General features: G+C 41.8%; 30 protein-coding genes. 19 read left to right on the top strand and 11 right to left on the bottom strand.

The annotated features are described in order from the left end of the window. Window positions 1–88: 88 nt before the first annotated feature. Together L4C44_RS03340 and L4C44_RS03335 are read left to right on the top strand one after the other, a co-directional pair. On the top strand, window positions 89–652 hold the full coding sequence (locus L4C44_RS03340; RefSeq protein WP_060981319.1) for an SPOR domain-containing protein: 564 nt from the start codon (window positions 89–91) through the stop codon (window positions 650–652). Window positions 653–831: 179 nt separating this feature from the next. Beyond that, window positions 832–1,827 carry a D-alanine--D-alanine ligase gene (locus tag L4C44_RS03335; protein WP_146491581.1) on the top strand — a complete coding sequence of 332 codons (996 nt, stop codon included), beginning with the start codon at window positions 832–834 and terminating at the stop codon, window positions 1,825–1,827. Between the two features lie 161 nt (window positions 1,828–1,988). Here L4C44_RS03335 and L4C44_RS03330 read toward each other — a convergent pair whose 3' ends face one another. Beyond that, window positions 1,989–2,957 (bottom strand): tyrosine-type recombinase/integrase, encoded by a 969-nt coding sequence (locus L4C44_RS03330; protein WP_146491580.1) that lies wholly within the window; start codon window positions 2,955–2,957, stop codon window positions 1,989–1,991. A gap of 100 nt (window positions 2,958–3,057) precedes the next feature. Between L4C44_RS03330 and L4C44_RS03325 the strand changes: the two genes are divergently transcribed. Together L4C44_RS03325 and yciH are read left to right on the top strand one after the other, a co-directional pair. Then, on the top strand, window positions 3,058–3,426 hold the full coding sequence (locus tag L4C44_RS03325) for a DUF3319 domain-containing protein (RefSeq protein ID WP_060981728.1): 369 nt from the start codon (window positions 3,058–3,060) through the stop codon (window positions 3,424–3,426). 3 nt (window positions 3,427–3,429) lie between these two features. After that, entirely contained in the window at window positions 3,430–3,741 is a 312-nt protein-coding gene (gene yciH / locus L4C44_RS03320; RefSeq protein ID WP_050649524.1) for a stress response translation initiation inhibitor YciH, read from the top strand. 170 nt (window positions 3,742–3,911) lie between these two features. Here yciH and L4C44_RS03315 read toward each other — a convergent pair whose 3' ends face one another. Continuing rightward, the gene (locus L4C44_RS03315) at window positions 3,912–4,280 is read right to left on the bottom strand and encodes a DUF3693 domain-containing protein (RefSeq protein WP_061038269.1); all 369 of its coding nucleotides are present in this window, start codon (window positions 4,278–4,280) and stop codon (window positions 3,912–3,914) included. A 123-nt stretch (window positions 4,281–4,403) separates the two neighbouring features. Here L4C44_RS03315 and L4C44_RS03310 point away from each other — a divergent pair, with 123 nt between their 5' ends. The 12 genes from L4C44_RS03310 to L4C44_RS03255 all read left to right on the top strand — a co-directional run bounded on the left by L4C44_RS03310 (window position 4,404) and on the right by L4C44_RS03255 (window position 12,849). Beyond that, window positions 4,404–4,700 carry a hypothetical protein gene (locus tag L4C44_RS03310; RefSeq protein WP_061038268.1) on the top strand — a complete coding sequence of 99 codons (297 nt, stop codon included), beginning with the start codon at window positions 4,404–4,406 and terminating at the stop codon, window positions 4,698–4,700. A 2-nt stretch (window positions 4,701–4,702) separates the two neighbouring features. Next, window positions 4,703–4,903 (top strand): hypothetical protein, encoded by a 201-nt coding sequence (locus tag L4C44_RS03305; protein WP_054546865.1) that lies wholly within the window; start codon window positions 4,703–4,705, stop codon window positions 4,901–4,903. After that, window positions 4,893–6,005, top strand: coding sequence for a replication initiation factor domain-containing protein (locus tag L4C44_RS03300; RefSeq protein ID WP_048659349.1), 1,113 nt, complete (start codon window positions 4,893–4,895; stop codon window positions 6,003–6,005). The genes L4C44_RS03305 and L4C44_RS03300 overlap by 11 nt, the downstream gene beginning before the upstream one ends. Beyond that, window positions 5,993–6,334 carry a DUF1293 family protein gene (locus tag L4C44_RS03295; protein WP_050644780.1) on the top strand — a complete coding sequence of 114 codons (342 nt, stop codon included), beginning with the start codon at window positions 5,993–5,995 and terminating at the stop codon, window positions 6,332–6,334. The genes L4C44_RS03300 and L4C44_RS03295 overlap by 13 nt, the downstream gene beginning before the upstream one ends. 16 nt (window positions 6,335–6,350) lie before the next feature. Continuing rightward, complete coding sequence (locus tag L4C44_RS03290) at window positions 6,351–6,578, top strand: hypothetical protein (RefSeq protein ID WP_050053072.1); 228 nt, start codon at window positions 6,351–6,353, stop codon at window positions 6,576–6,578. 19 nt (window positions 6,579–6,597) lie between these two features. Further along, complete coding sequence (locus L4C44_RS03285; RefSeq protein ID WP_050053071.1) at window positions 6,598–6,816, top strand: hypothetical protein; 219 nt, start codon at window positions 6,598–6,600, stop codon at window positions 6,814–6,816. A 121-nt stretch (window positions 6,817–6,937) separates the two neighbouring features. Beyond that, the gene (locus tag L4C44_RS03280) at window positions 6,938–8,191 is read left to right on the top strand and encodes a hypothetical protein (protein WP_428804368.1); all 1,254 of its coding nucleotides are present in this window, start codon (window positions 6,938–6,940) and stop codon (window positions 8,189–8,191) included. 3 nt (window positions 8,192–8,194) lie between these two features. Next, a complete protein-coding gene (locus L4C44_RS03275; protein WP_050053069.1) occupies window positions 8,195–8,539 on the top strand; it encodes a hypothetical protein in 345 nt (114 codons plus the stop codon). A gap of 1 nt (window position 8,540) precedes the next feature. Continuing rightward, window positions 8,541–9,965 carry a zonular occludens toxin domain-containing protein gene (locus L4C44_RS03270; protein WP_428804367.1) on the top strand — a complete coding sequence of 475 codons (1,425 nt, stop codon included), beginning with the start codon at window positions 8,541–8,543 and terminating at the stop codon, window positions 9,963–9,965. Window positions 9,966–10,433: 468 nt separating this feature from the next. After that, window positions 10,434–11,645, top strand: coding sequence for a hypothetical protein (locus L4C44_RS03265; RefSeq protein WP_428804366.1), 1,212 nt, complete (start codon window positions 10,434–10,436; stop codon window positions 11,643–11,645). A gap of 390 nt (window positions 11,646–12,035) precedes the next feature. After that, window positions 12,036–12,581, top strand: coding sequence for a hypothetical protein (locus tag L4C44_RS03260; protein ID WP_428804365.1), 546 nt, complete (start codon window positions 12,036–12,038; stop codon window positions 12,579–12,581). A gap of 67 nt (window positions 12,582–12,648) precedes the next feature. Then, on the top strand, window positions 12,649–12,849 hold the full coding sequence (locus L4C44_RS03255) for a hypothetical protein (RefSeq protein WP_428804364.1): 201 nt from the start codon (window positions 12,649–12,651) through the stop codon (window positions 12,847–12,849). Between the two features lie 35 nt (window positions 12,850–12,884). On the opposite strand, the gene L4C44_RS03250 is transcribed toward L4C44_RS03255, so the two are convergent. After that, the gene (locus L4C44_RS03250; protein WP_428804363.1) at window positions 12,885–13,250 is read right to left on the bottom strand and encodes a regulator; all 366 of its coding nucleotides are present in this window, start codon (window positions 13,248–13,250) and stop codon (window positions 12,885–12,887) included. 349 nt (window positions 13,251–13,599) lie between these two features. Here L4C44_RS03250 and L4C44_RS03245 point away from each other — a divergent pair, with 349 nt between their 5' ends. Both L4C44_RS03245 and L4C44_RS03240 read left to right on the top strand, forming a co-directional pair. Beyond that, window positions 13,600–14,022: a phage protein gene (locus tag L4C44_RS03245; protein WP_017073518.1), complete on the top strand. Its 423-nt coding sequence runs from the start codon at window positions 13,600–13,602 to the stop codon at window positions 14,020–14,022. A 110-nt stretch (window positions 14,023–14,132) separates the two neighbouring features. Next, the gene (locus tag L4C44_RS03240; protein WP_428804362.1) at window positions 14,133–14,816 is read left to right on the top strand and encodes a hypothetical protein; all 684 of its coding nucleotides are present in this window, start codon (window positions 14,133–14,135) and stop codon (window positions 14,814–14,816) included. A 73-nt stretch (window positions 14,817–14,889) separates the two neighbouring features. On the opposite strand, the gene L4C44_RS03235 is transcribed toward L4C44_RS03240, so the two are convergent. The 3 genes from L4C44_RS03235 to L4C44_RS03225 all read right to left on the bottom strand — a co-directional run bounded on the left by L4C44_RS03235 (window position 14,890) and on the right by L4C44_RS03225 (window position 18,439). Then, window positions 14,890–16,218 (bottom strand): hypothetical protein, encoded by a 1,329-nt coding sequence (locus L4C44_RS03235; RefSeq protein WP_428804361.1) that lies wholly within the window; start codon window positions 16,216–16,218, stop codon window positions 14,890–14,892. A gap of 99 nt (window positions 16,219–16,317) precedes the next feature. Beyond that, window positions 16,318–17,874, bottom strand: coding sequence for a DUF4435 domain-containing protein (locus L4C44_RS03230; RefSeq protein WP_428804360.1), 1,557 nt, complete (start codon window positions 17,872–17,874; stop codon window positions 16,318–16,320). A gap of 394 nt (window positions 17,875–18,268) precedes the next feature. Continuing rightward, a complete protein-coding gene (locus tag L4C44_RS03225) occupies window positions 18,269–18,439 on the bottom strand; it encodes a hypothetical protein (protein ID WP_428804586.1) in 171 nt (56 codons plus the stop codon). 554 nt (window positions 18,440–18,993) lie between these two features. Between L4C44_RS03225 and L4C44_RS03220 the strand changes: the two genes are divergently transcribed. Continuing rightward, window positions 18,994–20,301: a GGDEF domain-containing protein gene (locus L4C44_RS03220; protein WP_428804576.1), complete on the top strand. Its 1,308-nt coding sequence runs from the start codon at window positions 18,994–18,996 to the stop codon at window positions 20,299–20,301. Between the two features lie 791 nt (window positions 20,302–21,092). Here the strand turns inward: L4C44_RS03220 and L4C44_RS03215 are convergent. From L4C44_RS03215 to vxrA, 5 genes are read right to left on the bottom strand one after another with little or no spacing between them, the layout of a single operon-like run. Further along, the gene (locus L4C44_RS03215; RefSeq protein WP_004731009.1) at window positions 21,093–21,245 is read right to left on the bottom strand and encodes a YoaH family protein; all 153 of its coding nucleotides are present in this window, start codon (window positions 21,243–21,245) and stop codon (window positions 21,093–21,095) included. A gap of 41 nt (window positions 21,246–21,286) precedes the next feature. Beyond that, entirely contained in the window at window positions 21,287–22,435 is a 1,149-nt protein-coding gene (locus tag L4C44_RS03210) for a conjugal transfer protein TraF (protein ID WP_285954484.1), read from the bottom strand. A gap of 50 nt (window positions 22,436–22,485) precedes the next feature. Then, window positions 22,486–23,373 carry a DUF2861 family protein gene (locus L4C44_RS03205; RefSeq protein ID WP_146490449.1) on the bottom strand — a complete coding sequence of 296 codons (888 nt, stop codon included), beginning with the start codon at window positions 23,371–23,373 and terminating at the stop codon, window positions 22,486–22,488. After that, on the bottom strand, window positions 23,373–24,032 hold the full coding sequence (gene vxrB / locus L4C44_RS03200; protein ID WP_146490448.1) for a response regulator transcription factor VxrB: 660 nt from the start codon (window positions 24,030–24,032) through the stop codon (window positions 23,373–23,375). Before vxrB ends, L4C44_RS03205 begins: the two co-directional genes overlap by 1 nt. Continuing rightward, a complete protein-coding gene (gene vxrA, locus L4C44_RS03195) occupies window positions 24,007–25,479 on the bottom strand; it encodes a sensor histidine kinase VxrA (protein ID WP_428804359.1) in 1,473 nt (490 codons plus the stop codon). The genes vxrB and vxrA overlap by 26 nt, the downstream gene beginning before the upstream one ends. Between the last annotated feature and the right edge of the window lie 125 nt (window positions 25,480–25,604).

Below are 25,604 nucleotides of genomic sequence, written 5' to 3'. Positions count from 1 at the left end.
ATGGTGTATAATCTCAAAGTTAACTTGATTCTAAACCGACGTATCGGCATGATTTATAGTAATTATTATTAAGGATATAGAGCTTTCCATGAAAAAATTTGCAATTGTGACTTTGCCACTGCTCTTGGCTGCATGTGTATCTGACGACTACGTTACCAATGTCACTTCAGATAGTTATCAAGAAGAGTACAAGACGGCCAAAGTTGAAGCTCCAGTTGTATCTCAATCTGAGCAAACAGGCGTTGTTGAAGAAAACGTTGTCAACGTGATCAGAACTGAACCTGTTGAACAGAAAGTCACTCAAACGACTAAAGCTAAGCCAGTTGCAGTAGTGACAGGACCAACGAAGAAACAACAAGACATGAACCAGCGTTTTGGTTACACAGTTCAAGTTGTTGCTGTTGGCAGCCAAAGTAAAGTCGATTCTTTCGTGAAAATGCTACCTACGACTTCTCAGCCAGTTTGGGAAAACTACAAAATGGTTAACGGCACTAAGTGGTTCACCGTACTTTATGGTGACTATGCAACGCGCTTAGAAGCTAAAAAGGCAATCTCAACGCTGCCGAGCACTTTCCAAAACTTGAAGCCGTTTGTTAAGAGCATTGATGACATCAAGAACTCTGAATACCCAACGCTTAACAAGTTGAACTAAGTTTTCATTCATAAAGAAGGGGCAAATGCTCCTTCTTTTGTTTTAAGACTCGCTGTTTTGTTTAATAGTTAATCGCTCGCTCTTTCGAACGCAATTTTAACAATCAAAACACTGTACCTATCTCGACTTTTGTTTATCATTGAAGTCAGTACTCCTAGTTTCAAGGACCGAATTTACCCATGAACACCACAAACATCCTTCTACTTTGCGGCGGTGGATCTTCAGAGCATGAAGTGTCTTTAGTTTCAGCTAATTACCTTTTTGAACAACTCAATAGCGTTGCAGATTTTAACGTTGTAAGAGTTGAAATTAAAAACGAGGGCTGGTGTCTTGATTCAGGTGAATTAGTTTATCTTGATATTAACGATCAAACCTTACGCGGTGACAATTTAGAATCTAAAGTCGATTTCATTGTGCCTTGTATTCACGGTTTCCCGGGGGAAACCGGTGACATTCAATCTCTGTTTGAAATGGCTAAAATTCCGTATCTAGGCTGTGGTTCAGAAGCAAGTAACAACAGCTTCAATAAAATCACTTCAAAGCTTTGGTACGACGCGCTTGGCATTCCAAACACGCCTTATCTATTCTTATCAGAAAACGATGAACAAGCTCACTCACAAGCGACTCAAGCCTTTGAAAATTGGGGTAAAGTGTTCGTGAAAGCTGCCCGTCAAGGCTCTTCCGTAGGTTGTTACCAAGTTAACCAAGTAGAAGATTTAAGCGAAGCGATCAACAAGGCGTTCACTTTTTCGGACCAAGTATTGGTTGAGAAATCAGTGGTGCCTAGAGAGCTAGAAGTTGCTGCTTATGAAATCGATGGCGAGCTACATATTAGCAAGCCGGGGGAAGTGATTGCACCTAATGGCGCATTTTACTCTTACGAAGAGAAGTACAGTGCAGACAGCCACTCCATTACCGAAGTTGAAGCAAGTAACTTAACAGATGAACAGCGTGAATTGATTGCAGACAGCGCACGCAAAGTCTTCACTCAGATGAAGCTTCGTCACTTGTCTCGTATTGATTTCTTCCTAACGCAAGACAACGAAATCTACCTGAACGAAGTAAATACGTTCCCAGGTATGACGCCAATCTCCATGTTCCCTAAAATGGTTGAGCATGCCGGTCACAAATTCAGCCAGTTCTTGGAGAACTGCGTGAGAACAAGTCTTTCTTAGGTCTTCTAACTCGTTTTCGTTCACTTAGAGCTAAACCCAACAAGTGCATTGAGTTTTCTGCCAAAGCACTTGTTGGGTTTAAAGCTGGCCGTTTTTAAAAATCGATCGTTTTAGCCGCTACTTATATCCAAGTAACAATATCCAAATAATCTACGAACCGTTTATTGCCAAGGGGTTAGCGCCTTAAACTTCATCTTCTCACTTTCAGCAGTACCCGAAAAGCCAACATATTGGGCTGGCATTGCGGGGCTAAGCCAGCGGCCAAAGTCCTGAATCTCTCTAACCTTAAGACCTTGTTTCGACAACTCTTGTGCAGCACCAACACGAATCGAATTTCCAGAGAAATAGTGGTTTTCCGGCAGTTGAAGTAAGTCGCTAGCTCGTCTCAATATCCGGTAAATGGACGAATCATCTAAAGGCTGCAAACCAATATTCTCATGCTTGTCTATCGCACGAAATACTGGCAACTCATCTTGTGTACCAGTAAACGAAAGCCAACGTTGAAGTGCAACACTGGCTATTTGTGACAACTGATAAGCCGAACCTTTGACCGTGACTTGGTAATGATCTTCAACGTACTCAACATCAGTCATTGATAACGCCTTAAGTTCTGAGCGTTTTAAAGCACACTCGAACATCACGTTATAAATAGCTATATCCCTGATCTCTTTCAAGTTTGCTTTGTCGTCGGAGAGTAACACATTTAAATCAGTGAGATGCTTAGATGTCATAGCATTGGTTTGCTTCGCGTCACCGGCCATTTGCGACTGTAAGTGGAGCAGGGTAAAGCGAACTTGCCTGTGCTTGATTGGATTAGCAAAGTTCAACACAGTATGAAGCATACTAAGCGTTGCGGTGTAACGTTTTAGAGATGCGTATTTTCTATCGTTAGACTCCGTCTCGAGAAAACGACGAACAGCGGTTATAGATGCGGGAAGTGTGTTAATACGATGTTTGGTACAGAACGCATGATAGCGATTCCAATCACTGTAGATACCTAACAGTGAATTACGAGAGTATTGAAATCCTGTCAACTCATCTATAATTTCAATTGTCGCGCACCTGTTCAATTTTTCAACAAATGAATTAATTCTCACAGAGTCGGTTAGAATAGGGACATTTTTTCTCAAATTACCGTACCTCGACAGGTGTTTTTACCATATTATGCTTGATATCATTATAAGTATACTTATGATTAATGTAGTGAAAACAAAAAGATGATTAATGGATATGGCTAATTCAATTTACCGAAGCGTCCATCTGCAATCGACGGATGCCACTAACACGGTTTGGCGTGCTAAGTTAAAGAACAATGTTATTCAGGGCAACCTAGCTGCCGTGAAAAAGAGTATTGATTGGTGGATTGACACCGCATCTATTATTGACCCGAAAGAGTTCACGACGTTAAATAAGTCGAGAGGAACTGGTGGCCAAACTGAAAACTTCAACGGCTATCAGATAAAGAATGACACAGGTGAGCCTAACGCGTGGTATTGCATGTTTAACGGACGTCTTATCAAAGGCGGCAAGGTTGCAATTCAGCGTCATATAGAAGCTTACTTACTCGCAAAACAAAAAGCAGAGCAACAAAAGAAATAAGTTATGAGTTTAGTATATTCAACAGAAACAGGTCGCATTAAGCCTGAAGAAGAGAAAGTCCAGCGTCCTAAAGGCGATGGTATCGTTCGAATTCAAAAAGAAACCAAAGGCCGTAAAGGCAAAGGCGTTTCTGTCGTAACTGGCTTAGACCTAGATGACGCACCATTAAAACTAATGGCAGCAGAACTTAAGAAAGTCTGTGGCTGTGGTGGATCCGTAAAAGATGGCAACATCGAGATTCAAGGTGACGCTCGTGACAAGATCAAAGCGCACCTTGAAAAGAAAGGCTACAAAGTTAAATTCTCTGGCGGTTAATTTCTAACTAATACCAGGGTTAAAATCGAAGATTATTATCACTGGATATTAGGTATTTTATGGTAAATAACCATTATGGTTAAATACACAGTATAATTCAGAGAATATCGACACCAAATAAAGGCAGGGCATCACACAAAGAGTCCTGCCTTATAAACATCAAATTCAATTTAACATAACGTACATAATACGCAGTTGGCTAGTGCTTTATTTGGGGTGGCTGCCATCAGTGCTAATCCCGCGCAAGTCATTGAAATTGCTTTTAATCCTAGCCCGTTGCACTTTTTTGCTATGTGTTCCCATAGCTGTTTAATCTCTGGATTTTCGTTGCGGTCAACGTGACAACCAAGCAATGCCATCTCTGGATCAATTCCTGCGCTTTCCGCTAGAAAAACTGCTTCTGAATCAGATATATAGCGAGTTCCTTTTCGCATTTCACCAATCCGTTGTCTAGGCAGATTCAAATCATGTGCAATCTGCTTATCTTGTACGTAGTTTTGAGCCTTTTTGTAGGCATCTAACAGTTCATTTTGATACATAAGACATTCTCCCTTTAGCTACATTCTAGCTGATTAGGCATGATTTTCCGTGCTTAACAGGCACAACTTTTCGTGCCTATAATCCTCCTAAGTCAATCACAACCAACTTATCGAGGTGCTGTTATGTTTACAATTGAACCGATTCAATACGGCTCTGTTTTGAAATCTGAACACGTTAGCTTCTCTAACTACCCAGATTTCACACACGCGTCCGTGTCTCTTCATAACTCACCACTAGAAATCTGCTTTGAGTTCCTTGTTAGCGAACTTGAGTTTGGCCAACGCACAATTGGCGAAGAACTTTTTCACACTGTCAGTTATAAGAATCCACTTTATAACTCTAGTGACTCTTTCACTTTTACGTTTGATAACGACCAAGAGCTTGAACAGTTCTGCGCGTTCTACGGCTTGGAACGTTAATCATGGACTCTATCTACTTCGACAACGAACCCAATCACGGCATCAACGCCTATTTTCCTTGGGGTCATAACTTCTTCAAGACTCCGCGTGATTTTTTCCAGTTTATGGAAGCTCATTACGGCATGGTGTCATTTCAGATTGTTGAAATCACCGATGAGAACTACCAAGAGCTTTTGGTTAAGGGTGTGTTCCATGCCATCTAAAAAGCCTCATAAGTTCCATGATGAAATTCGTCCGGTTCAAGTGGATCACTTAGCGTTTTCATTTTCGTACGGTTCGCTTAGACACTTGGACAACTCGAACGAACAAGACTTTATCAACATGCAGTTCCCAGAGTTTAAAAAGCAAAGCGTTAAAGGTCGCTTTAACTCATCGGAAGCTATAGAAAAATCAATTGAGTTACACCGTAACAAGTGTCGTAAGGTTTTAGCCGATAGGTTTGATGAGTTCATGGCAAAAGTCTTTAACTTCCGTCTGTCTCCTATGCGTGGCCGTGGCTTGCATGGCTATGAAGATTCAATGGTGATTTACGATTCTACGGGAACGGTGGAATGCGGTCTGGTTGGTGTTGGTGGTAACAACGATACGGTCTACGTACAAATCAATGGTACGGGTTGCGCTAAGTTGTTCGACTTCACTACACACAAAAAGGTGCATTGGTGGTTGTCACTTTTGGGTATCACTCGCCTAGCCCGTTTGGATCTCTGCGTGGATGACTACACCGGAATCTTTGACTGTAAGTATGCTGAGAAATGTTTTTATGAGGGAGCATTTCGCACTGCTTCTCGTGGTCGTGGTCCGACAATGGTTCCTCATAAGCGCGTTTCACAATCCGGTGAATTATCAGAGGAAGCCGTTTTAGTTGGCTCTCGTACCTCTGCAATTTACTGGCGTGTGTACAACAAGAAGTTCGAGCAAAACATCGCTGACCCTGAAGTGATTTGGTATCGCAACGAAGTGGAATTGAAGAAGTGTGATTTGGCACTACTCGCCTCGCCTGCTTCGGCCTTTGCTGGTCTTTGTGACTTCTCAGCAAGTATCGACCCTGCTGAACCGATGAAGATTGAGCTTAACAAAAAGAAAGCAGGTCTTGAGTTCTTTGCTCGTATTGCTTGGGTTCGTCGCCAATGTGGTAAAGCACTTTCTGAAGTTGTGGCAATGACTGAAGGTGACTTGGGTGAAGCATTCGGAATGCTCATTCCTACGCACCATAGACGCGCCAACTTTGAAACCTCGTTAGGCATTCCTGACGAATACACTAAACAGAAAATCGAAATTTTGGAGTCAAGAATATGCCTACAATAACTGGTATCTCTATCAAGCGTTTCCCGAAATCTAATATGGAGTTCGCGGAGCTGTCTGTCCTACGTGCTGTTGAAGAAGTCGATAACGAGAAGTTTCAGCAAACTGGTATCGGTTTTTCAACTGACATCCCTTACAACAAACAAGCTCTGAAAATTGATGTGGCCTACGCTCGTCAGCTTATCCAATCACGCGCTTTCGTTGCTAACCGTGAATACGAACTGAGCTTTGGTGCTAACCCAAATGATCCACTCGACATCTTGGTGAACAAGCTTGTTCCTGTCGATGAGGAAGTTAAAAAGCACTTCGATAACTTCATGAAATCTAAGTAATTAGGTCTTAGGTGCTATGTCTATTTGCGTGACTGTTATTGATGGGATTTTGCAACAATCATCCGGTGATGTTTGTGAGTATGTCTTGGTCTCTAAAGAGCAGTTAACGCACTTGGTTAATGGTCAATTTGATTGGTCATTATTGGAATTCGACGAATCGCTTTATGAGTTCGTCGTCAAACAGAGCCTAATCACGTTCATTGGTGGACATGTATTAGGTCGAGTCTTAAAACACTTTCGTTAATCCTTTTAGGAAAATTATTATGAATAAACTACGTCAAATGGCTAACAACAAAATTCTTCTTGCTTCAATCGCTCTTACTTCTGGCTCTGCGTTCGCTGAAGCAAGTGCAAACGAAACCGCTATCACTACCGCTATCAACTCTGGTAAAGCAATGGTTGGTACAACTACCTCAGGTGTAATTGGTATCGCTGCTCTGGGCTTCGGCCTTGGTATGGTGGTGTCTTGGCTCCGTAAGTAATGATTGTCTCCGTTGTTCTTGGCTCTCTAATGTGTGCCTCATTCTTATATGGGGTTTACACCGGAGTCATAGCGGGTTGATTGATTGGGAGCTTCGGCTCCCTTTTTTATAGGTGAATATTTTGAGAGTTTTCTGTCTTCTAGTTTCCCTTTTCTTATTTTCATTCAATGCCAATGCAACTATGTGTCACGCTCAATGGGGAGGAGGATTCTCTTTCGGTGACATTGTTGATATGAGCGTCCTGTTAGAGAACAACCCCAATTGGCGCTTGAATAAAGCCTGTGAAGCTAAGGCAGGAAGAAACACTACCGTTTTCATGGGTTGGCCTGTAAAGAACTGTCCCGCAAATACTACTGTTAACCCTGAAACAGGCAAATGCGAGGATATTTGCGGGCAAATGGAAGGAAAAAGTTTAGGTACTGTGACTTTCCCTGCTGGGACTCGGGATGTTGCAACGCTTTGTAGAAATTCTTGTAGTGCTAAGTCGGACTTGTTTTTCCCTGCTGCTAACCCTCCATATGGAGTTTTTACCTACACAGGTGATTCTTGTGATGGATCGACTGGTGGTGACGGTTCCACTGGCGGTGATGGTTCTACTGGTGGTAACGGTTCTACTGGTGGTGATGGTTCTACTGGTGGTGATGGCTCTACTGGCGGTGATGGCTCTACTGGTGGTGACGGTTCTACTGGTGGTGATGGCTCTACTGGTGGTGACGGTTCTACTGGTGGTGATGGTTCTACTGGTGGTGATGGTTCTACTGGTGGTGATGGTTCTACTGGTGGTGATGGTTCTACTGGTGGTGATGGCTCTACTGGTGGTGACGGTTCTACTGGTGGTGGCGGTTCTACTGGCGGTGATGGCTCTACTGGTGGYGGCGGTTCTACTGGTGGYGGCGGTTCTACTGGYGGTGGCGGTTCTACTGGYGGTGGCGGTTCTACTGGCGGTGGCGGTTCTACTGGCGGTGGCGGTTCTAATAATGGTGATGGCCTTACCAAAGGTGATATCAAAGACGTTCTTGAAGATGTCTTTGGAAAATCAGGTTCATTCAGTGCTCCAGGGCAAGGTGATGGATACGCTACTAACACTGTACTCACTACAGCAGTTCATGATCTAAAAACTGAAATTGATGACCTAGAAAAAACACTTGAAAGTAAGGTAAAGGAATCCCCTTTAAAGCTTGGTCATATGTCCTTCTCTAGCGGCTCATATGAACCCACGACTTTTTCTCTGAGTCGATGGAATGTTGATGTCGGGTTCAACTTGTTCAGCTCTTTAGGCTCTAACAATACCAATATGATTCGCACCGTTATCTTATTTCTTGCCACTCTACTAGCTGGCTTTATCTTGCTTTCTTCTGGTCGCTCTAAGGTATAAATCATGGAATATTTCTACAGCGCACTTGATTACATCGTTTCTGTCTTCGGTAGCATTTACGACTTCTTCGCCACGATACCGGACTTGTTTCTGGATGTGTTTACATACGCTTGGTTCTGGTTCATTAAGCTCTATATCTATCTAAAAATCCAAATGCTCGAAATGGCCTATAGCGTTGCCTCTTTGCTGCTTTCAGAATATGAGGTCTACACAGTATTGAACATGGCCTTTAACAAGCTTCCCTCAGACTTACGCTTTGCCTGCTACCAGTTCGGCATTGTTGATTCAGTTCGAATTGTTGTTGATGCATTTGCTACGGCATTTGTGCTTAGAATTATGGGGTGGTGATATGGCTGTTTCATTTCGTCATGGCTCTAATGGAGCTTATAAAACCGCTTACGTTACATGGTTCGAAATCCTCCCTGCTTTACGTGATGGGCGTATCGTTGTCACTAACATCGAGGGCTTGAAACCTAAAGAATCTATTGAAGAATTGTTAGGTGAAAAATTTCCAGATTCAGCACGACTGATTAGGATCTTCACACGATCTTCTGAAGGCGTAATGCTCTGGCAAAACTGGTTCAACTGGATGCCTCTTGGCGCGTTCGTTGTGATTGATGAGTGTCAGGATTTGTATTGTCCCGAAGCTGGATTTAAGCGTGAGAAGTTTTTGCAGAAACCGTTCTCTGAGTTCGTAGATTATCTACCCAAAGACTTTTCAGAACTGTTCTATTCTCGTTGGCTTCCGGTTGACCCTGATTCGTTTGAAGTGGGTGACGTTGACGATTGTGAACGGACTCAACTCGATGAAAATAACAGACTGCTCTACCCGTTCGATTTCTATGGTGCATTCATGCGACATAGGAAATACCAATGGGATATTGTCATGCTTACACCGGATTACACTGCAATCCCCACTTGGTTAAAAGGTTGTGCCGGTGAAGCTTATTCTCACCGCTCAACAGATACTTTCTTTCGAAGTCGAAAGCCTAGGATTTTTAACCACTCTCCAAAAGCTACTAAGACTGCTCCCTCTACTAAGGCAGACATGGCAAGTAGCACGAACAAGAAAATTCCTGTTGATGTGTTCGCGCTTTATCAGTCCACAGGAACGGGCGGCTTTAACTCTACCAAATCTGACATCTCGGTTTTGAAGTCACCAAAGTTCATTCTCGCGATCGTTATCGGCTTCGCGGCCATTGGCAAATTTCTATGGGATTTATCTTATGTACTATCTGATTCTGATGTGGATGAAATTCAAACGGTTGATACGCCAGCTGCCCCTACCAACTCGCCTACTCTATCCAGTCCGGCTAACATTCCAGTATCTGAAAATGTTCCTATCAAAGATGGGGAAAGTTCTGTTCGGGTGGGTTCTAGCAATGCTGCTTCTCAAGCTTCTTCTGAAAGTCTTCCTGATGATGTGAATCCTTTCTTTGATGCTTTTCCAGTATTCAACGGCTCTACAGCGGTCTATCTTACGTCAGTAAGTAGAACGGTTTATCCAAAGGGCTTTGGTGAATATTCGGACTTTGTCTTTAGGATAGATAAAGGTGTAGACACCTTTTATATACGCTCGGCTGTGTTGAACCGCTATGGCTACCGCTTCGAATTGATTGATGATTGTTTGATTCAAGTGCGCTCTAAATCAGTGTCGAGGGTTTTAACGTGTCCACCTGCATCGAGTGGCGTTGCTATCGCTTCTGAAGGTAACGACTTGATGAGTGGTAGAGTTGAGGACGTTCAAAGGTCTGTCGACATCTTCAGCATGTGAGGAATGACATACTTGAACGGCAGTATGTCAAAAAATGACATACTCGCCCCGCAGGGATAAGGGCACTCGATACAGTTCTTGGGTATGACTTCCCCAAATGCCCGAAAAGCAGCGAAGCGTAGCTGACTTGATGAAACCACATCACTAGCCCTTCACATTGCCAAGATCACCCTAGCAGAGCCTCACAACATCAGTGGGGCTTTTTGCTACTGCAACCCATCTTACTAACAACTCTTTTCTATCCTGCTCACAGCTTCGCGTGAGTCGTGAGAGCTGAACAGCGAGCGCGACGCTGTGGGCAGCAACCCCCGTGTTGTATCACGGGGGTAAATTCGACGTAACTATCACCAAACGAGTAACCATGTCTCATTCCTGCCTATAATCCTTCGGTGAAGAATACCCCTACCTTTCATAAGGGACTTGTTTTCTATAGAATAAATCTAATTTCCCTTTATGGTTAGGTTAAAGATGGATTGGAAAACAGCAGAGCTTATAAACGCAGAAGAAAGAGACAGTAACCATTTCGCAAACCCGGAATATGTAATTCCTGCGGAATGGATTCAAGTTCATTACTACGAAGCCGCTAATATTCTTTTTCGATTCGAAAACTCATTTAGAGTTTTTGTATATTCAATTTTGAAAATGCAATTTGGCAAAGACTGGGCCAATACAAAGGTCAATGAAAACCAAACATTAAATCAAGTTTACAAAGCTCGTTCAGCGCTAGACAACAAGCACGGATACCTAGGACAATCGGTGTCATCTCCAATGTTATACCTGAACAGTGGTGAGCTAACTTACATTATAGATAGCGAAACATTGTGGACGCATTTCAAGCCATATTTTAAGGCAGACCGGAGTGTGATAGTGAACAAGCTTCATGAAATCAACTCGATTCGTAACTCCTTTGCGCATTTTAGACCGGTAAGCGAGAATGACTTAACACTCTTAAAATTGAATATTAGCCATATCTTTTATAGTGCAGTTGACTATTTTGAAAATCTGTATAACCAATTCACAGAAGTACCAAGCAACTTGAACGAAAAGTGGTATCAAGAGTTGAAAGCACACAATACAGAGAATACTACCTTAACTTTCAATCGTTCTAAGAATGATAAATGGGTAACTCTAAGGTTGACATTAAGCCTTCCACTTTTAAACACTATTGTTGCCACTCGTTCACACCACAATATACGTACTATGCAGCTTCGGTTAGATCGGTTGCTAAAACAGTTCAAGGATTTGGTTTCCATAACTACGTTTATTACTGATGGTCGTTATGTTTTGAAGGCTAAGCCCCCAAGCTTCCCCATTAATCAGAAAAGCCTCTCCCACTCAGTAAATTTTACGTTTTCACGCTCAACAATTAATCGTGAGAGCGAACTAATTGTTGGAAAAATCAAACAAATCATTGAAACACTAGAAAGTGATATTGAAATAATTCGACAGGATACTCGTGCTGAAGGTGGACTATTAGCTCCACTAAGTTTCTTTGTTCACGATATTGATGGGGATATAAGCGTAAAAGCGTTCCATAGTTCGTATAACAACATAGCCGATGATGCAGGGGTTGTTGAATACTGGGGCAAGACAGTTGGGACATTCATGGACCCTGTATCCGACATATCCAATATCCCTTGGATAAAAGGGTTGATTTCCAATTGTAATACCTCCTTTTAGTTTGGCTCTAAACGCATTAGCATTCAGTACTTCTACTAAATAATTTTTAATACATCAGTAAAAAGCCGAACTCAATAAGTCCGGCTTTTTCTCCTTGATATGACCAAAAAGGAGGACTGGTTAACTCAAAAGAAAACAGGACATTTCTTTGCTCCAGTCAAAGTGACTTTACCAATTTTAATCATCATATGTTAAGTAATGTTAATGATATTTTGAGTTCGCATTGATAAAACTATACTTTTCTAGTCCTATTTTCGTTGTCGGTTATTGCTTCAATTAGCCTATGTGGATTTCTTTACACTTTCGACATCAAAGCTAAAAGCACCTGATTTGACAGTAATTTTTTGCACTCTATAATACCCACCATAATATTTAGCAATGGATAACGCTTTGACAATTGACGCAAAATATACGGAATTACGTTTGTCTATTTGTTCCCAAGTAGAAGATTATTTCAGTGAAGAATACCCTGAGCTTGTTGATCATTTGCGTTTAACGGAAATCGATGGCACAGCATTGCGTGCTATGCGTGACACATGGGTACCCCACCCTATACATAGTCGTAACGTTGGAACTCTTGAAGACTGGAGATATCAACTGCAGCAATACCGTATAAGCTATAACTCTAGAATGGAGCTCGCTATTTGGTATGATGACCATCTATGTGCGCTAATGCTTGGGAAAGTCTCAAGACGTAAGCTAACTCTAAAAATTACTTATTTGCAGGGTGCGTACAATATTGATCAGCTAATAGGTTTAAGAATGGCCATTGCCACAACTTATGCTGAAGCTTACGCTAGTGCTTTAGATATAGCTTGGGTCGGAGTACAAGACCCATACGAAGGTGCTGAACAATTATATCGAGATAACGGATTCGTAGAGAGTGATCCTTTCGATTTAAACAATGATGCTCTCTTCAAAAACATTTCCGATTAGCATTGCTTTGATTTTATACAATAACAATGCGATACTTAATTACAGATGGGAAATTGGGAGAACAAAAATGAAAATGAACTTTGTTGCAAAACCACCCCAAAAAGATCAAAAATCTATGGCAATTGATGACTTTAATCTTACGGATGCAATAAATAAGTCTTCTTCTTACTTGAAGAAGAAAAAGCGTAAGGTGAAATTTTTCAAATGCGAATTTTCAGACGTTGAACGTGGTGCAATCGCAGGTAAAACCATGAAAATTTCTGGCTAACAAAAGCACCTTATGGTGCTTTTTTTTAGTAGAACTTATTTAAGTTTGGCTATGACTCTTGCTAGTTTCAACAATTGCGTAGAAGTCTTTATCTCCAACTCAGACTGAATCCCTAAGAGTGCAATCCCTGCTAAGATTTGTTGCGGCCTTACCACTTGGCCTGTTGGTAATTCCATCCGATCATATAACATTTTAAACTGCCCCCAATCTTCACAAATGCTTAGTTCTCGACCTTTTGCCATTCGCATAAGTCTTTTGCACTCGGGTGGAATTGGCTTTCCCTCATCCCAACCCGTGACAGTTCTCACAGTTTTGAAACACAGTTCAGCAACTTCTTCCTTCGTCATTTGGCACTCTAACTCTCGAAAAATGTAATTCTTACTCATTTCGCGATACTTCAATGATAAAACCTCTAAATACAAGAGGTTGCACTGAATTTATAATATATGCACCATTAAACATAATCAGACATAATACGCAGTTAAGGTGCTTAAAATCTGAGTGTATTCAGCACCTTAGTCCTTACAGATTTTGCGTACACGCGTGTTATAGACGCTTGAAATTCAAAATGTTTCCACATAAATACGATCATTAATTAGTTTTCGTCCTTCCATTTTCCGTTATACCTAGTTTTCGTCACTGTTCTTTTTTCCGGTTTGACGACCCGTTTCATCGAATTCACCGATGAACATCGTGTTTTGTCATCGAAAAAATAATTCGACGGATGTTTGATAACTTGAAGGAGATCACATGCTCACGCCCCGTTTTGCCGATCTGTTGAATCGCTACTTCGACGACATTCATGAAGCCGCCGCGTATTTTTACGTACAACCAATCACGATCAAGCGATGGCTGTCTGGCGCGGTACCGGTCAATCCACTGGCCGAAAAATTGATGAACATTCACGCCCGTGGCTACTTACCGTTGGATCATCGCTGGAACGGATTTCGGATCAACGTTGACCGTGCGATTCTGATTACCCCTGAAGATCGGGAATTCAATCCCAAGGAATTGCTCAGTTTTGCGTACTGGCGTGACGAGCACCGGCAATTGGTTGAGCGCCACGGCAAAATTGAGTCCCCGAAATACTATCCAGCTAAGGAGCATCCTTTGCCATTTCGTGGCGGTCGACGCATGCCACCCAAACCCTGGATCCCGGCCAAATTTAAATAACGGCGCCATTCAGAGCCAAATCCCTCGAGATAAGCGTCTTTAATCTAGGAACGTAAAACGTCATGACAACGATAATAGCTAGCCCGAACCTCTTCATCGCAGGAGACGCCATGTGGACCAGTCAAGTCAGCGGTTTAGAGGTGGACTGTGAGACGCGCAAACACGTTGTGTGTCTCGAGCAAGTGATCTTTTTTTCGGGTGATGAGCACCCTATTATTCTCGCTCAAGCCGTGCTTCTGGCCCTCATTTCTGACGAGGAATACCTCCAGTTAGCCCAAGCGCTCGACGAACGCGATGAGATTGGCTTGATTGCGGTAACAGAAAACACCGGTGCGTTGATAGACATGCCCATCGGCAACAACGCGACCACCGGAGAGTTGGTGTTTACCGGATCTGGGGGGTTCCATGCGGCGACGTTTTATCAAGATCTCAACAATCTGTCTTGCCTGTTACAACGGATAGACACGGCCATGACGATGGCGTTCCATGTTGACGAGCAATCTGGCAACGGGATCCATAAGAAGGTGTGGCCTCAGCGCTACGACAACTTGTGTTATACTGACACCAGTTACCGTAAATACATCGGGGCTAAAATTGAAGAATATCATGAGTTCATCGCCGAATGGGCCTCAATGGAGGGCGACAATATGGCCGCACAACTTCCCCGCTCTACCAACCGCACAGCGCCGGCACCAAACGCGCCCAAAGCGACCCCAGAGCGCATGAAAGAAATCCTCGAAGCATTAAGAAAAAATCAGGAAAAACAGACTGAAAAGAAGAAGGAGTCTAAATAGGCTCCTTCTTTGATCATAACGAGTAAGGAGTATTAACGTGTTTACACGCTACCACCTAAACTAAACCATTGCATTAAAGTCCTATTTGACTTTCAATAAACGTCTGAAAGATACCAGTAGCAACGTCTCCAAGTTTGCCTCTAGTTAAAATCAAAAAACCTTTAAGTTTCTGCTTTGCGGTTATACGATCTATTTCTGGGACGCTACTATCATTTAATTCATGGACAGCTGACGTTAATTCAGCTTTATCACTACCTGCATATAGCTTTATAGCTTTAAGGAAGTCTTGTGCTTCAGCTGGAAGATTGACTGTACCCGTAATTTCTTTTGCAATTACTCCGTGCGCTTTTTGTATAATCTGGGAATTAATAAAAACATTATTCCTAGCACCACAACGTTGTAAAGGGTTTGTTAATCCATCGAGAACATTTGAAATACGTTTAGGCATAGGAATACTTGAGTCCACTAAATGCTCAAGTGCCTGCCAATCTTCTTCACCGACAACAAAATCAGTAAGCTCAGACTCGAGTTCATGCCGAATATTAAGCAACTTCCGCTCTCTCTCATGCTTCAAGTCAACTTGAATGCGGCGAGCTTCTTTAGCGTATCTCGAGACTAAATCTATGACTTCACGGTTATTTAGATTACTTCCAGAAAGGGATAACTTCGCTACTTCGGGATTTTGGACACAAGCGTCCATAAATGATGAAAACTCTTCAAATTTTGAAGATAACGAAGATGGGGCTACATCGTTATCACCAAAAAATTCATGAATCACGCCATTATTTGTTTTGTATTGGTCATGCCGTGCATTAAATCCCGAAATTTTCTGAAGATAACCACGAAAAAGTTCTAGTAATTTCTCAGCTTCGCTTGCCCATATACGTTCTGAAGGAACGTATATTCTAAAAATCAGGTTATGCTCATTTTTTTCGATGAAGGATGAGGTTAATACACTTAACTCAGCATTCTTTCTGTATGGAGTTATTTTTAAGCCGTACTCGTTAAATAACGTATTTACTGTTTCTATAACGTCAATACTAGGAGCTTTAAATGACTTGTAATGAAAAGCATCAACGTCCACATCTATCAGATCGTCAATTAATAATAATCCCTCGTGAGCAAGTATTAAATTCGGTTTTTTTGAAATCTTATTCAACAATTCATTCGCAATAGCTGAGTATTCATTTTGAGCTAGTGTATCGAGTGCTACCTTTGTTAACTTGATAACGGCACACGTCACATCGTAATCATCAAAGTAAGATGAGATACTGTGCCAGTTGTCGATACTTGACTCTAACATTTTGCGTTTATAAAGCGTATTTGTTGCATCTAGTTTGGCGGTAGCACCCTCTGTATCCGCATTGCCAATAAAGAGAATAATTTTATTTTTCTTATCCATCAAATAATTCCAACGTAATCTCTAAGTCAAGCCTAGAACGAACCAATTCGCCTTTTTTAGGTGAGTAGCGTAATGCTGAAGCCATTGAAAACCATCTTGTTATTTCATGTATTGTTGAAAATTTCCAAAGTATGGCTTCAAGGCAGTTACTATAGACTCTTTGCATTCCCCCTTTATCAGCCTTACTACTGTTTCGGGTAAGCTACCATTGGATAAACCCAACGATGTGCTAGCTTGAGTACAAAGTGATTTACGGTTATATAAGGCTAACAATTGTTTATAATCTTTACTTTCCAATACATCGATAAAACGTTGATTTGTATCTGTATATATTTTGTTAACGTCTATGCTTGTTACTAAGCTTTGTAGCGCTGTATTAATATTAGTTGCACCTTTTTGCTTAACATCAAAGACATTCAGCTTGAATTTCACTTCACTCGATACATGTAGTGATACTTGCGTATCAAGTTCTGATTGAAGTCGACCAAAGATTGTATTAGACACGGTTGAGAAATCAGCAGACGAATCACGAGCAAGCCTTTCACTCACTATATTCAAGACTTCCTCTGTGCAAAACAAATTTTCTACTTCAGCAACTTCTAAAACATATATAGAGTTTTGCTCCAGCTTCGTTATTTCAGCTTGAAGGCGTCTATCTCTATCTATTATCCCAAACACATCTAAATGATGAATTTGAGAATTAGCCTTCAACGCTTTTACTGATTGGATCACTTCTGAGCAACTTCCCCGAGGAATGACAAGAAAGTTAGATAATAATTCTCGATAAAGGCTACTATCAAAGCTACCACTTTCACCTTCAACAAAAACAATAGGTTTTCGGCTTCCTAGCACTTCAATCATTAATTCATTAGGCAAATTCTCATCATCATTTATAAGCAACCAATCCCATTTTTGGCCATCAAATGATTTCAACCATATACTTTTTGATGCTTCTTTTGCAGCCGCGAAATCTACGTCATGAGTTAAGTATACAAATAGGCAATCTTTCCGTAATTTTTCAATGGCATCCCAAAGAGGAACTTGCACGGACTTATGCAGATGTAATTCTGGTTCGTCAATTATTACAATTCCATTTTCAGGCGCAGCTAAACATTGGCCGATTAGGTAAAATATAACTCGTTCACCATCACTCATTTCAGACGAATTATATATTTTTTCTTCTTGCCCTTTGACCTGAGTTTGAATCCTCAATCCCCCAATAACTAATTCCCTATGTGGGAGAATCTCTTCCCACAATTCTTTTACGAGGTCAATTTTAGTTTTTGGTGGTGAAATACGAGCATCTGTTGCTTTGCAAGCTCTTTTAAACTTCGCGTTTTCTTCTGTTTCATCAGAAAACAAATAAACCATCAGTTTTTGGAAATCATCCAAAAATTTAGTAGCTGGCTTTCGGTCCCACTTATGAGCTTTATGTTGAAAACTCCACCCAGGATTACCAAACAACAGATCTTTTTCCGCCTGTTCAATTGATTGAGGAGTAGTCGAATCAGGTAATGCTAAAGACTTTTGAGCGGAAATTCTATGCACCAATTCTTTTTGTGGTGAGTCTATTTCTATCCATGACCCTAATCTAGTTTTTCCAGAGCCATTAGCCCCGATAAGTAGTACACTTTGATTGGTTTCGATTGATTCCATTGAACCATCGAGGGGAAGAGTAAGTTTTCTCATTGTCAAAATAGACGACTCCGTTTGAATGAAATAACAACTATCAGATCTAAAAACCTGCATTTAAATTACAAGTGTTACGTCTAATCTGATTTATGGGAGTAGATTATAACTATCAATCCTATTTATAACAGTGATTTACATCATTAGATGTGAAACTGCACGACTAACATACAGGCTCTATTCGTGGAAATGCAGAAAGGACCATTCCCCTAAGAAAATAGCCCTTTTGATTGGTCGATTTTATCGGCGTTTCTTGTAACGTTTTCGTGTAGTGTTAGCCCTAACCACGCGCCCATTTCTAAGCGTGTAGCCCTTCATTAACTGGCCATTTTGCGTGCGGCCTTTGCACTTATAACCTTTCTTAGCCATTGGGGTCCTCCAGTTTTTGTATCCGTTGCTCTTGGCCTTGCTGCACTCGCTTGATCCAGTTGATGTCCGTTTTCAGAGCCGCAATCGTGCCAAGGCTTGAGACTCCACTGGTAATCAGAGCGATGATTAACGCATCAAGGAACACCATCACTTCGTTTTCCATCGAGATGCGTAGTATTCAAGTAGGTATCGCACCATGGCACGCATGCCTAGCGTGTCGACTACTACAACACCCACCACAAACCAATACGGATTCGGGATAACTTGCAGTGCGTTAAAGCTTATTCGACATATGGCGCGTAATTGGGAGTGAAAGACAAGAACGCTCTCATAGACAACAAAGTGTTTCGATAAAACTGAGCTCCAAAAAGTGACACTGCAACACAACTGCCCTCCACTTTAATTGACTAACAGTAAACAGTGGCCTCGTGCCTCGTTATCACAGCAAGCCATAAAACCCGCACACACCGCTCTGATTACACAAACCGAGCCACTTTAAATTTAACTGTATAAATATACAGTTAAATTACTACCACCGTAAAAACCGCACTTATTGAGCAAATAACATTCAGAATCAAGGGTCTGCGTTCAATTTTTAAACTTGAATTTGGTCTAATGGTTCGCTTTCCTGTATAACCGTCAATTCTGGATCAGTTCTGGGTATAGCAATTTTATCAATGCTAATACTCTAATCTCCGATTGCGCCAATTTAAGGCATTGCGCATTAGGTTCGAATCACGTGTACGGGTTAGTATCATGAGCGACAAAGCATTCCGAAAACTCAACATATTCCTTTCGATTTTTTGTCTAGCAATCACGTTAGTGTCGTTGATCTCTTTTAATACGCTCATGAATAAGAGCTACGTTATTACACCAGACAAATACGCTACACGCGTTAACACAGACAGAGACCACGACGGTGGCACCGTAGGCTCATTACATAAGTCAGAAGATGGAATTGAGTTACAGTGTGACTTTGAACGAACCTATAGCTTGCCCTTCTGTGAAATTGAGTTCGTTATATCGACACAAGGTAAAGGGCTCGATCTCTCTACGTTCGATTCGGTCACCATTAATATGGATTACCAAGGTCAAGAAGACCCAAGGTTTCGCTTCTACATTCGTAATTACGACAAGAATTACAGCGTGAAAGGCGATGCTATGTCGAACAAGTTCAATCGCTTAGACTTCTCATTACCAGATAAAAACCACATCGACTTAAACTACTTCAATGTTCCTTTCTGGTGGATTGATCATTATAACCGCCCTGTTTCTGATAGCGCTGTAGACATTACGAACGCGGTATCTGTTGAACTAGGGCTTGGTGCCAGCACGCTTGCTGGACATCATTCACTTAACATCTCGAGTATTGTGTTCCACGGTAAAATCATCAGCAAGGCTTTGCTAGGTGAGCTATTGGTTGGACTATGGGTGGTATACGCGATCTACTACGTCGCTTGTGCTTTACATATTGCACAACGAAACAAAATGCGTTCAGCACAGCAACAACGCCATTTAACCCAAGAAATTGAAGAGCTAAAGGTAAAGGCCACAACCGATCCGTTGACCGGATGTAGAAACCGAACCGAAGCGTTAGATACCTTCTATGATTTCGAATGGTTGGCGCAGCAAGGAAAAACGATTCACATCGCGTTGTTTGATTTAGACTATTTTAAGCAGATCAATGATCAACATGGCCATGAAGTGGGTGACAAAGTACTTATTCAGTTTGTCGCAACAGCGAACAAGAGCCTTGGTGAGCAGTACTTGCTTTATCGCTGGGGTGGTGAGGAGTTTCTACTCGTTTGCCTGGAACAAACTGCGCTACAGTGTAACGAATCAATCGATAATTTTTACTTAGCAATGGACCAAAGCCCTTGGCCTAAAGCGCTTAAAGTCACGGCTTCGACCGGAGTAACGCAGCTTAAGGAGCATGAATCGATACGTACTGCCATCAAGCGTGCAGACAAAGCGCTCTACCAAGCTAAAGACAACGGACGAAACCAAGTCGCTACGTTTTATTAAGGCTCGCGAGACTGGACTGCAGCTACACATTCAACTCTCGGCCACTACTCAATCAACAAGCAATCAATACCCTGTCGATATCGACTCTCCACTTAAGCACCCGTTAGATTTTTAACTGCTGACTAAACAAGCCCATAAGCTTTGCTGTCTCATCAGAACTCAAATCGATTCGTATGCCTATAAGCGCGCTCTCACCATCTGCTATAACACCATCTTTAATAACGCCATCAATAGCATTCTCAGGTTGATACTTATCGTTCCTGAATCGCTCTATAAACAGCTCTTCCTTACGCCTCTAAGCTTCCTTAGCACTTGTTCTGCAGTCACGTATTGGCGAGTAAAGCTTGCTCTAACCAGTGCTCAGTCACTCGCGGTTTCGGTTTTGAACATTACCGTCGCTACTTATCTCGCACTGTTTTTAGATGAAATCCTCATTTGTCTGCTTGTGAACATTCATACACTCGTATCCGCTAAAAACAGAAGTCACAACGTCACTAGCCTTAAAAAACGCAATATATTTAACCACTTAGATGTGGTGACACAAATACTGACACCAAAGATGGCAATTGTTTTACTTTCAGATCTTGCTGTAATTTAATTACAAATAGAAACCGAGAAAAGCTTATAAAGTGGATTACTCTGACATAACTTATTGAATAAACTGAATTTAAGAAGCTTGGGCAGACCGGGAGTTAGGGTAACTAAAGAGTGGGTATGTACGAGATAATATACTAGAGGGTAATATATTTAGTTATAGTGCATTAAGGTGTTAAAAAAGAAGGGCTGATGCCCTACTCTTCTTTATTACTCATTTCTTCACGAATTTGCTCAGCAACGATTTTGATAGCTTGTGCTGTGCTGATGCCCTGAGTCATCATTTCTTGAATTCGTTCAACAGCTTTCTGTTGTTCTTCGTGAGAAAGGGTTGGTAAGTCGTTTAGCATGCTCTGCTCCTTTATTTAGGAGCAGAACTATATAAGGACTGTTAGTAACTAGCAAGGAAATTGATTGAAGCACCCATTGCATTTTCGTTTGTGTAGTTCGCACTTAGATCTAACTGGAACAAGTTGAGTGGCGAGATACCAATACCGGCTGTGACTGTTCCTTCCGAATCAGAGTAAGCCAGGTTCTTGTAGTACCCTCCCCTTAACTTAAGCTGACGTAGAAGATCGACTTCGGTACCAATACGAATCATCTGTTCGTTGTCTTCAAACGAAGTAAACTTTTCAGTCTCATTCAAATCGTAATCGACACTCAACGTAAAGTAGTCAGACACGATACCTGCACCAACGGTGTATACCGGTTCAAGTTGGTAAGTGTATTTACCACCAACTTGGTGTGTCGCACTACTTGTGCTGCTGGTTAACGTTCTCGTCGTATCTTTGGTTTCGATGTCTCGTGAGATCAAGTTAGTTGCTGCAACACCGACTCGGAACGGGCCGAAGAACCAAAGCGCACCAGCATCCATGTTAAATGCAGTGTCGCCATCACTGTTTTCTCTAACGTCAGACAAATCGTAATCATTAACCGACGCGACATAGTTGTATGTGTAAATACGTTGGATCTTAGGTGTAATACCAAATGAGATATGTTGGCCCATAAAAGTTTGGTATTTTGCTAAAGAAATGCCGACTTCTGCGACACCGATAGAAACAGCTTCAACAGTAGACAGTTCAACTTTGTCTTCATCGGAACCTGTTGTGTAAACGTTAGGTGTCGCAAATGATTCTGTGTAGGCTTTCGCGAAAAGGTTTGCAGCAACAAACTGATTAGGCAGAGCAAACGCGACAACACCACCAAGTTCTACATTAGCTTGGTTACCATCGAGTTTATTAAGCGCTGCATCTAAGTCTGCGGTATTTGACGCATCAACGACGCTATCGATATTCGATTTCATATCGTTAGGGTCATTATAGCTACCGCCAAAACTTGGCGTAATCATGCCCATATCATCGTTACGACGATAAATAGCAACAAGTGCCGGGTTATAGAATGGAGCGGTTAGGAAGTTTGCTGAAACAACACCAACACCACCCATAGCATCACCACGCGCTTCAATGGCGTAATTTGCTGCTGAAAGAGGAAGACTGGCGAATGCAATTGATGCTGCGAGTAGTTTAGTTGTATTTTTCATGCCGTTTATCTTTGTTAGATCCCTTACATAGTTAACGGCACAATTTTAAATTACTTTAACTCTTCTTCGCTAGAAATATCATAAGTTTTACTGATAGTTTGTGCTTGTTCTATCGCTATGTCCCCTTGCCAGCGTGAATGCACCATTGAAACCGCTAAAACATAGCGATCATTTGGAAGCTCTTCGCCGGTCAGGTTCATCGGATAATCAGATTCATAGCTCTTGCCCCATACTTGCTCATAGCGCTCGTCGACGTAATCGTACAAACCAATTTCTAGCTTAGGGAGTGGACAATATGGGTTCAGCAGCTCTTTTTTATCAATACGCCACGTGTCTTTTGACGACCAGCGAACTTGCTGACGCATGGCTACTTCGCCAAGAATAATCCATGTGCTCCAAGAGTTGCCGCCATCGCCTTTCACACTTAAACGATACAAGCCTGATTCAAGCTGAGATGGCAAATTGTAACGCTTGCGGTATAAACTCACCGATGCGTTATTTACCATTTCACTCTCTTTAGTGAGTTCACTATCTGAAGAAACGATCTTATCGACCCACCTCTCAAGAGTTATATCTTGGATGTTATTATCGGATTCAACATTAATCGCGACACGAAAAGTATCTCGACCAGGGCTTTGAATGATGTGTCTTTTAACGATGACAGAACTGATCCAATCAGGAAGTGTTTTTCTAGTGAGGGTTTTTCCACAATCTTTGTTCAATGCTTGATCGAACAGTTCATTGAGGTGATCTTCGCGTGATTGAGAAGAGTTGATTTGCCAAACTTCCACTAATGAATCAAACATCTGAGGCAAGTCATTATCTAATAGATGTTTATGTACTTGAGTCAGAGCATCACTACTCTTGAACCAATCAGCTGCTTGCGTGGTATTAGCTACACAAGACAAGATTAATAGTGGAAGTAAGACTTTTTTCATTACGCTTTCATCTTGTAACCAACGCCACGTAGCGTTTCTATTTCTAGACCCGGTAATTTCTGTCTTAGTTGCAGAACATGGGTGTCTACTGTACGTGTTGTTGGGAAATGGTTGTAACCCCATACATGGTCAAGCAGCTCGTCACGTGTGAAAACACGACCAAGATTACTTGCCAAAAACAGCAGTAGGTCAAACTCAGTACGAGTTAAGGTGACTTCTAGCTCGTTGAAAAACACTTCACGAGTCGCTTTATCAATAATAAGGTTTTGAGCGACAACTTTTGATGCGTCTTGTTCTTCAGCGTCTGGTAGGCGAAGTTGAGCTCGAATTCGAGCAAAAAGCTCAGCCTCTGCGAATGGCTTAGTGAGGTAATCATTCGCACCTGAGTCTAAGCCCGCGACTTTGTCTTTTACTGTCACAAGAGCCGTTAGCAGGATTACAGGAATATCTTTCTTTTTCTTCCAACCTGGAAGCGAATCTACTGAGTCACCATCTGGGAGTTGACGGTCTAGGATAACTAGGTCCGCTTGCTCCCAATAGCCTTCAACTTCAGAGATCAGTTCTGCATGCAAACATTCATATCCAGCTTGCTCAAGGCTAACTAATAAACCGTCAGCTAAATTTTTATCATCTTCAACGAGAAGCAATGTCTGTTTCACAAGGTATCTCCAAAATAAATGTTGTTGGGGGGCCGATAAGCGTCATGTGACCGCCCATTTTTCCGACCATAGATTCAACTATCGTCAGACCTAAACCGAGTCCACTCTTACTTACGAATGGCTTTCTTAGTTGCCCCCAATCTTTGCGAGACAAGTCTCCATTATCTATAACTTTGAATGTCAGCTTCTTGTCAGAAGTATTCAGTTCTAGTATCACTGGAGCTACACCGTATTTCACGGCATTTCTGATCAGGTTGTCGATACACGTTCCTAACCAATATACGTTTACTTTTGCAGCAATATCTTTGTTTACGCGAAGTTCTATACCTGGAGCAAAGTCTTCTTCAACTTTGTATTGAAGCCACTCCTCCACACTTGGTACCCACTCTGTCGCCAACGGTTGGTTGTCTGATTGCAAATAGTCTTTGCTTGCTTCTGCCAACTGCCTCAAACGGCGCGTATCTTCGCACAGCCGACGAAACTCATCATATACTGATTCAGGCAAGTGTTCGAACTCTCGTCTGAACCCTTCAACCGTCAATGACAAACTCGCAATTGGCGTTCTTAATTCGTGCGTTAGAATTTGAAGAACCAGCATACGGCTCTTCATCTCTTGTTTCTTACTGTTCCAACGGTAAATCGCCCAACCCAAAACAAGCATGATGTTGGCAATCACCAAGATAAACATGGCAACTTGCAGAAGCTCTGAATGATCTTCTATTTCCCAACACACATTGCCGCGTTGTACGAAGCAACTTTTACCTTCCGAAGACAAACTGAACGATAAACCAGAAAGTGTTGCGTTTTCATTCCAAACTGATTCTTTGTACAGGTAATATCTGTCGCCGCGCTTTACCCACATTTCGTCAAGCTCTACAAACATGCTCGCACCTGCTAATAGTGCTGTGATGGCCTCACTGTCCATGTTTTGTAGGCGAGATAAAAGTTCATCATGCTCTGTGTTTGGGCGCTCTTGAATATGCATAAAACGTTTCAGAGAGCCGAACTTGTCTGGATATTTTTCTACATACCTCGCCGCATAAGAACCACCACCAGGGTGAATCAAACCACTACGGCTAAACCAGCGATCAGAAAGCTTGGTTCCTTTGCACATTGCACGAGTAAAAACCAAGGGTTCTGTAATCAAAGGGCTTAACGGTAGTTTTCCGCTACACGTTTTTGATAACTGATATAAACGCTGGATGTCTTTTAACGGATACTCTGCAGTTTGTGGCAACATAGAAGACGGCATGATCAAGCGTGTTGGATAATCAGCCTGCAGCACTCGAATATCATAAGATTCGATTGCGGTTTCATGATCAAAAAGTTTGGTGAAATTATCGATACGCTCAGGCAAAGAATCAGCAAATGCGTTTGCTGACACAGATAACGTAGCGATAATAAGAGTAAATGTTCTTTTGATGATCACAAACCAACGCAAATTCATATAGATCAAACAAATATATACCATTCGCTATCAAAGATAAATTTTTAACCGCATGAAAAACAATAGTAATGGCGAGTTATAACAATAAATACCATCATATTAGAATTGTGTTGCACAAGCGTACT

Source organism: Vibrio satsumensis (genome assembly GCF_050337435.1).
Lineage (GTDB): Bacteria > Pseudomonadota > Gammaproteobacteria > Enterobacterales > Vibrionaceae > Vibrio > Vibrio satsumensis.
This window is presented reverse-complemented; position numbering and strand designations above follow the sequence as displayed.